Source organism: Streptomyces sp. NPDC057307 (assembly GCF_042667665.1).
Taxonomy (GTDB): Bacteria; Actinomycetota; Actinomycetes; order Streptomycetales; family Streptomycetaceae; genus Streptomyces.
The window spans coordinates 44,268-50,390 of record NZ_JBHUZM010000047.1 but is presented as its reverse complement, the minus strand read 5'-3'; the positions used below and the strand labels follow the sequence as shown (position 1 = coordinate 50,390).

Annotated in this window: 6 protein-coding genes; 1 reads left to right on the top strand and 5 read right to left on the bottom strand. The window is 71.8% G+C overall.

Features of this window, described 5'->3' with window-relative positions; all coding sequences use genetic code 11:
• Nucleotides 1–331, bottom strand: a 331-nt coding sequence (locus ACFUN8_RS18495) for a hypothetical protein (protein WP_383638263.1), incomplete at its 3' end; no start/stop codon positions are given.
• A 327-nt stretch (nt 332–658) separates the two neighbouring features.
• Nucleotides 659–1,030, bottom strand: coding sequence for a DUF779 domain-containing protein (locus tag ACFUN8_RS18490; protein ID WP_383638260.1), 372 nt, complete (start codon nt 1,028–1,030; stop codon nt 659–661).
• A gap of 196 nt (nt 1,031–1,226) precedes the next feature.
• Here ACFUN8_RS18490 and ACFUN8_RS18485 point away from each other — a divergent pair, with 196 nt between their 5' ends.
• Nucleotides 1,227–1,997, top strand: a complete 771-nt coding sequence (locus tag ACFUN8_RS18485) for an SGNH/GDSL hydrolase family protein (protein ID WP_383638257.1) — start codon at nt 1,227–1,229, stop codon at nt 1,995–1,997.
• A gap of 96 nt (nt 1,998–2,093) precedes the next feature.
• Here ACFUN8_RS18485 and ACFUN8_RS18480 read toward each other — a convergent pair whose 3' ends face one another.
• The 3 genes from ACFUN8_RS18480 to ACFUN8_RS18470 are packed head-to-tail and all read right to left on the bottom strand — an operon-like array spanning nt 2,094 to nt 6,122.
• The gene (locus ACFUN8_RS18480; RefSeq protein WP_383638254.1) at nt 2,094–4,073 is read right to left on the bottom strand and encodes an ABC transporter ATP-binding protein; all 1,980 of its coding nucleotides are present in this window, start codon (nt 4,071–4,073) and stop codon (nt 2,094–2,096) included.
• 55 nt (nt 4,074–4,128) lie between these two features.
• Nucleotides 4,129–5,313, bottom strand: coding sequence for a glycosyltransferase (locus ACFUN8_RS18475; protein ID WP_383638251.1), 1,185 nt, complete (start codon nt 5,311–5,313; stop codon nt 4,129–4,131).
• Nucleotides 5,310–6,122, bottom strand: a complete 813-nt coding sequence (locus ACFUN8_RS18470; RefSeq protein ID WP_383638248.1) for an alpha/beta fold hydrolase — start codon at nt 6,120–6,122, stop codon at nt 5,310–5,312. The genes ACFUN8_RS18475 and ACFUN8_RS18470 overlap by 4 nt, the downstream gene beginning before the upstream one ends.
• Between the last annotated feature and the right edge of the window lies 1 nt (nt 6,123).

The window sequence follows — 6,123 nt, the reverse complement described above, 5'->3', positions numbered from 1 at the left end:
CGTCGGCGGACGTGACGGCGGCGGCAGCGGCCTCCGTCGCGGTGGCTGCCGCCTCCGCGAGCGCCGCGGCGGGCTGGGTCGCCGCGATGGCGGCGGCGACGGCCTTCACCGCGGCGGCGGACGAGGCCGCGTCGGCCTTGGCGACATCGGCGGCGGTGGCGGCGTTGGCCGCGGACGCGGCGGCGGCCGTCGTGGAGGCCGCGCAGGCGACGGGATCGGCCGCGGCCGAACTCGGCCCGGCGGTACGGGTGTCGGCCTGGGCGACAGCCGTGGCACCGACGGTCAGAGCGGCCACGGTGAGAGCGGCGGCGGCGATGCGTTGAAGCGTCATGAGGGAACCCCTGTCTGCTGAAGGGTGAGCCTCGGTGCCCGGCGCAGGGGCCGGACCACGGATTCCACCGGGACGGGGAACCGAGGTGGCTCACACCGGAAGCACAACACCCGCCGACTCCGGTGTCCTGTCGGCAGTTGGGCGCATCCCGCCCGCGACCCCCACGCGGACGCCCGCCGCCACCCGCGCCGGAGCGCCTGCTCACAGGGCGTGGCGCGGCCGGACCGGGGGGCCGTCCGGCCGCCGCCCCACCGGCCCAGCCGAGTTCCCCGTACGAGCACGGGACTCGCCGCCGTACGCCCGCCCCGTACGCCCGTCCCGTACGCCTCAGATCAGCCGGGAGCGGATCAGGAACCGCACCCCTTCCGGTGCCTCCAGCGAGAAACCGCTGCCGCGCCCCTCCACGACGTCCACGATCAGCCGGGTGTGCCGCCACGCCTCGTACTGGCTCACCGACATCCAGAACGGCACCGGCTCCGTGACGCCCTCGACCTCCAGGGACTCCAGGAGCACGTCCGAGTTCCCCGTACGGAACTCACCGTCCAGGTAGCACATGGGCGCGCTGCCGTCGCAGCAGCCGCCCGACTGGTGGAACATCAGCGGTCCGTGCTCGGCCCGCAGTTGCCGTATCAGATCGGCGGCGGCGGGCGTCACCTCCACCCGCGTGCTCTCCTCTGCCGCGCTCTCCTCTTCGCTCATCCCGCCAGTGAACCGGACCCAACGTTGCATGAAGGTTGCGTGCCCGCGGGGGAGCTTCCTGAATTGCCATCAGATATTTTATGACCGGGTATACCGCAGGGCATCAAGTGGTGCTATTTATATAGAGTCCATGACCCCACTCATCGGAGAAGTATTCGTGCGTTCCAAAAGACCACTCATCGCCGCACTTCTGGCAATGGTCGTAGCCGCAACCGTCGCCCCCACAGCGACCGCGGCACCGAAGGCGGCCGGTAAGTACGTGGCCATCGGCGACTCCTACGCGGTCGCCCCCGGTACGCGTACCTACGACAACCCCGACGACCCCTGCCGGCGAGGTCCGCTGACCTACCCCCGGCTCTGGGCCGCCCAGCACCCGGACACCGGTTTCGTCGAGGCATCGTGCTCCGGCGCGACCACGGCCGATGTCGCCAGCACCCAGATACCGCAGCTGACCGCCGACACCACACTGGTAACGGTGCAGGTGGGAGGCAACGACGTCGGTTTCGTCGATGTGCTGACGAACTGCATCCTGACGATCGACGACGCGGACTGCATCGCCGGCGTCGAGCTCGCGAAGCAGGCCGCCACCGGCGCGCTGTCTCCCGCGCTCGCGCAGACCTACGGCGCGGTGCGGGCCGCCGCGCCGTCGGCGAAGGTCGTCGTCGTGGGCTACCCCCGGCTCTACAAGATCGGCGGTTCCTGCGGAATCTTCGGTCTCAGCGACGCCGAGCGTGCGGCCATGAATTCAGCGGCCGACGTACTGAACGACATTATGGCGAGCCGTGCGGCCGAGGCCGGATTCACCTTCCTGGACCCGCGTCCCGCATTCGACCCGCACACCCTCTGCTCGGGTGGCTCGGAATGGGTGACGAGTCTGGAGTGGGACAAGATCAACGAGTCCTACCACCCGAATGTGGAAGGCCACAGGGACGGATATCTGGCAGCCCTGAACTCCATTACCGGCTGACTCGATCGTATTGATCGAAACAGCTGATAACGGCTGAGAGAAACTGAGAACTGGTGAGGGCATTCCGCTCGATCGCGGAATGCCCTCACTTGCTTCTCACCGATTCAGCGGCACCGGCTCCCCGGCCGCCGGTCCACCGGCACCCGCACCCGCACCCGTGGCCGCACCCGCAACCGTCTCGGCTCCGCCGATCGCCGAGACCGCCGCGTCGTCGCCCACCAGCATCTGGGACGAGGCCAGTTCGCGGTACAGCACATCCGCCTCGACCAGCTCATGATGGGTTCCCGTGCCACGTACCCGACCGTGTTCGAGCACCACGATCTGATCCGCGCCCGTCACCGTGGAGAGCCGGTGCGCGATCAGCAGCACGGTGCAGCGCCGCGCCGCCTGCTCGACCGCCTCGCGCAGCGCCCGCTCGTTGTTCGCGTCGAGCTGCGCCGTCGCCTCGTCGAGCAGCAGCACCTCGGGACCGCGCAGCAGAGCGCGCGCGATGGCGAGCCGTTGCCGCTCACCGCCCGAGAGCGCGACGCCCCGGCTGCCGACCTCCGTCCGCAGGCCGTCGGGAAGCCGCTCGATCAGCGAGTCGAGCCGCGTCAGCCGCAGAACTTCCGCGACCTCCTCGTCCGACACGTCCGAGGCCGCGTACGTGAGGTTCTCCTCGATCGTCCCCGCCATGACGGGCGACTCCTGTTCGACGTACGCGATCCGGCGCCGCACCTCGGCGCGGGGCAGGGTCGCGATGTCCACACCGCCGATCAGGATCCGGCCGGCCGCCGGCTCGTAGAACCGCTGGAGCAGGGCGAACATCGTGGTCTTTCCCGCACCCGAGAGACCCACCAGCGCGCTCTGGGTGCCGCCGCGCACCGTGAACGAGATGCCGCGCAGCGCGGGGGACCGGTCCGGGTAGGAGAAGTGGACGTCCCGGAACTCGACCGGAGGCGCGTCCGTCCCGTCCCAACGGCCCCTGTGCGCCGGTCCGTTCACCTCGGCAACGTCCCGGTCCACGCCATCCACGTCGTCCTCGATCGGCATCCGACCGACCTGCTCGATACGCCCCACGGCGCCGAGCCCCTGCTGCAGCATCCCCAGCCCCGCGACCAGCGAGCCGATCGGGCTCGCCAGGTAGAACACGTACAGCAGGAACGCGATCAGCGCCGACGACTCCAGACTTCCCGAGGCGACCAGCGCGCCACCCACCCCGAGCACGGCGAGGAACGCCGCCTGGATGGAGACGCCCGACAGCACCTTCACCATCGCCACGTACCGCGCGCCGACCAGGCCCGCCCGGTACGCGCCGTCGACGGCCTGTCCCGCGGACGCCGTCTCCCTGCCCTCCGCGCCGTTGGCCTTCACGGTCCTGGCCGCGCCCAGCGCCCTGTCGAGCGCCGCGCCGACGGCGCCGATCGACTCCTGCGAGCGGGCGACCGCCTCCCGGATCCGCGGCAGGATGAGCACCATCACCAGCGTGACGCCGAGCAGCACCGCCACGGTCACCCCGAGCAGCCCCACATGCACCAGGCCCATCAGGATCACGGCCCCCAGGATGCTGAGCACGCCGTTGGCGACCATCACCAGGCCCTCGGTCGCGGCGTTCTGCACGAGGGTGCTGTCGGACGTGACGCGGGAGATGAGATCGCCCGGCGCGCGGCGGTCGAGTTCGGGCACCCGCAGCCGGATCAGCCGGAACACCAGATCCCGGCGGATCTGCCGTACCACCCGCTCCGAGGTGCGCTGCTGCCACCAGGACTGGAGCCCGGTGAGCACCGCCCCCAGGACGACCAGGCCGGCCAGGAGCAGTACGGGCCCCATGACCCCGCTGCCTTCGCCGAGTCCGTCCAGTACGTGCTGCGCCACCAGCGGCTGTACGAGGCCGGCCCCGCTCGCCCCGAGGAGGAGCAGCAGTGTGGCGCCCAGGACGAGGCGGTGCGGCCTGGCGTAACCGAGCAGGACGCGCAGCGGAGCCGTGCCGGGTGTGCCGGGCATGTCTGACGTGGCGTCAATTGCCTTGCTGGCAGTGGTCTTGGTGTCACCGGCGGATTCGGTGCGGGGGTCGGGGGGAGCGGAAGCCGAGGTCATGGGGGGTCCCGTGGTTGCGGTCGGGGTGCGGGGGGTGAGGGGAGCGGGCCGGGGGTCAGCCGGAGGCGGGGACGGGGGCATGCCGCGCCGCGATCCGTTCGAGGTGGTCGGCGGCGGCGGCCCGGCCGCCCGCCGCACGTAGCGACCGGCCGATGGACTCGGCGGCGGCCCGGTGTCCGCCGGCGTCGTCCAGCACGGTCTCGATCGCCGCCCCGAGCCGGGCGGCGTCCACACGCCGGAAGCGGACCCGCACACCGGCGCCCGCGTCGACCACCTGTCCCGCGACGATGGGCTGGTCGTCACGGATCGGGGCGAGCACCAGCGGCAGGCCGTGCCACAGCGTCTCGCACACCGTGTTGTGGCCGGCGTGGCAGACGACGGCGTCGGCCCGTGCCAGCAGGTCGAGTTGGGGCACGTGCGGCCGCACGATCACACCGGGCGGTACGGCTCCGAGGGTGCGGCCGGGATCGACCACCACCCCCTGCACCCGGTCGCCGAGCGCGTCCAGCGCGGCCACCGCCTCGGTGAGGAAGCGGCCTCCGGCGTCCGCGTTGGCGGTGCCGAGTGAGACGAGGACGAGGCGGCGCGCGGGGTCGAGAAGATCCCACGGAAAGTCCGAACTCCCGGCGCGCGGCGCGACGGCGGGACCGACCAGATGGACCTCACCGCCCGGCAGCGGCGAGTCACCGACCAGCTCGCGCCCCGTGAAGGCGATCACGCCGTGCGGCGAGAAACGCGGATCGCCGGACACGGTCGGATCACCGATCCGGGCCCGCAGTCCGCCGAGCAGGTCGGCCAGCCAGGCGCCCACCTTCGGAAACTCCGCCAGCGGGTCGACGAGTTCGGCCGACGTGGTCGCGGAGGTGACATGCACGATCCCGCGACGCTCGGCGACCAGCGCTCCCGCGACGGCGTGCTGGTCGGTGAAGACGGCGTCGGGACGGAACGCGTCGATCGCCGCCTCGATGCCCGGCGCCATCAGATCACCGAGCGGGACGAAGAACTTCTCCCACAGGTGCTGGAAGGCGCCCGGCCCCGCGAGACCCGGCGGCCGGCTCAGCCCGTTGTCCGGCATGGCGCACTCGTGGACCCGGGCCCCGGGGCCCGCGAGCGCGCGGATCTGGTCGCCGTAGCCGGCCCACGCCACCTCGTGGCCGCGCCCCGACAGTTCGTCGGCGACGGCGGCCAGCGGGTTGGTGTGACCGACCAGTGGGGGGACGACGAGCAGAAACCGTGTCACCGCACCGCCTCGGCCAGGGTGTGTTCCCTCACCCAGCGCAGGATCAGGTCCTGGGTCTCCTCGGTGCGCTCGACCAGCACCGAGTGCCCCTGCTCGGCCAGGACCACGGTGCGGCAGGACACCAACTTGGCTTCCAGTTGCGGGACTTGAGCGCTCAGCCCGGACTCGTCACCGAAGATCGCGAGCACCGGGCAGCCGTCGAGCGCGTCGAGGCCGTCGTCGATGACACGGCCGGCCGGGACGTCCTCGGCCAGGGTGGTCGTGGCCAGGATGCGGCTGGCTCCCCGGGAGAGCCGGGCGGTGTGCGCGCCGTGGTTCGCCGAGATCCAGCCGATGACCTCCTCGCGGGCGAGCTGGTTCTTGGCGTCCCTGAGCCCGTCGGCCATGTGCCGGGTCCACTCGGCCACCGGGGGCTCGGACTCGATCATGGTGACGGTGGCGACCCGGTCGGGGTGCCAGGCGGCGAACGCGGTCGCGATCGTGCCGCCGAAGGAGTTGCCGACCACATGCACCCGGCGCGTCTCGCCGAGCGCGTCGAGCACGTCCACGAGATCGCCGACGAACGATTCGAGCCGGTACCCCGTGGCCGGCCGGTCGCTGCGGCCGTGGCCCCGCAGGTCGTACATGATCACGTCGATGCCCGCCGCCGCGAACGCCGGGCCGAGCGTGAAGTAGTAGCTGGCCAGACTGTCCGTGAGCAGACCGTGCACGAACACCACGACCGGTGTCTCGCCGCCGTCGGCCGGCGGGTTCGCGGCGGGCAGCCGCTGGACGTGCGTGGTGATGTCGCCGGTGCGTATCTTCGCCATG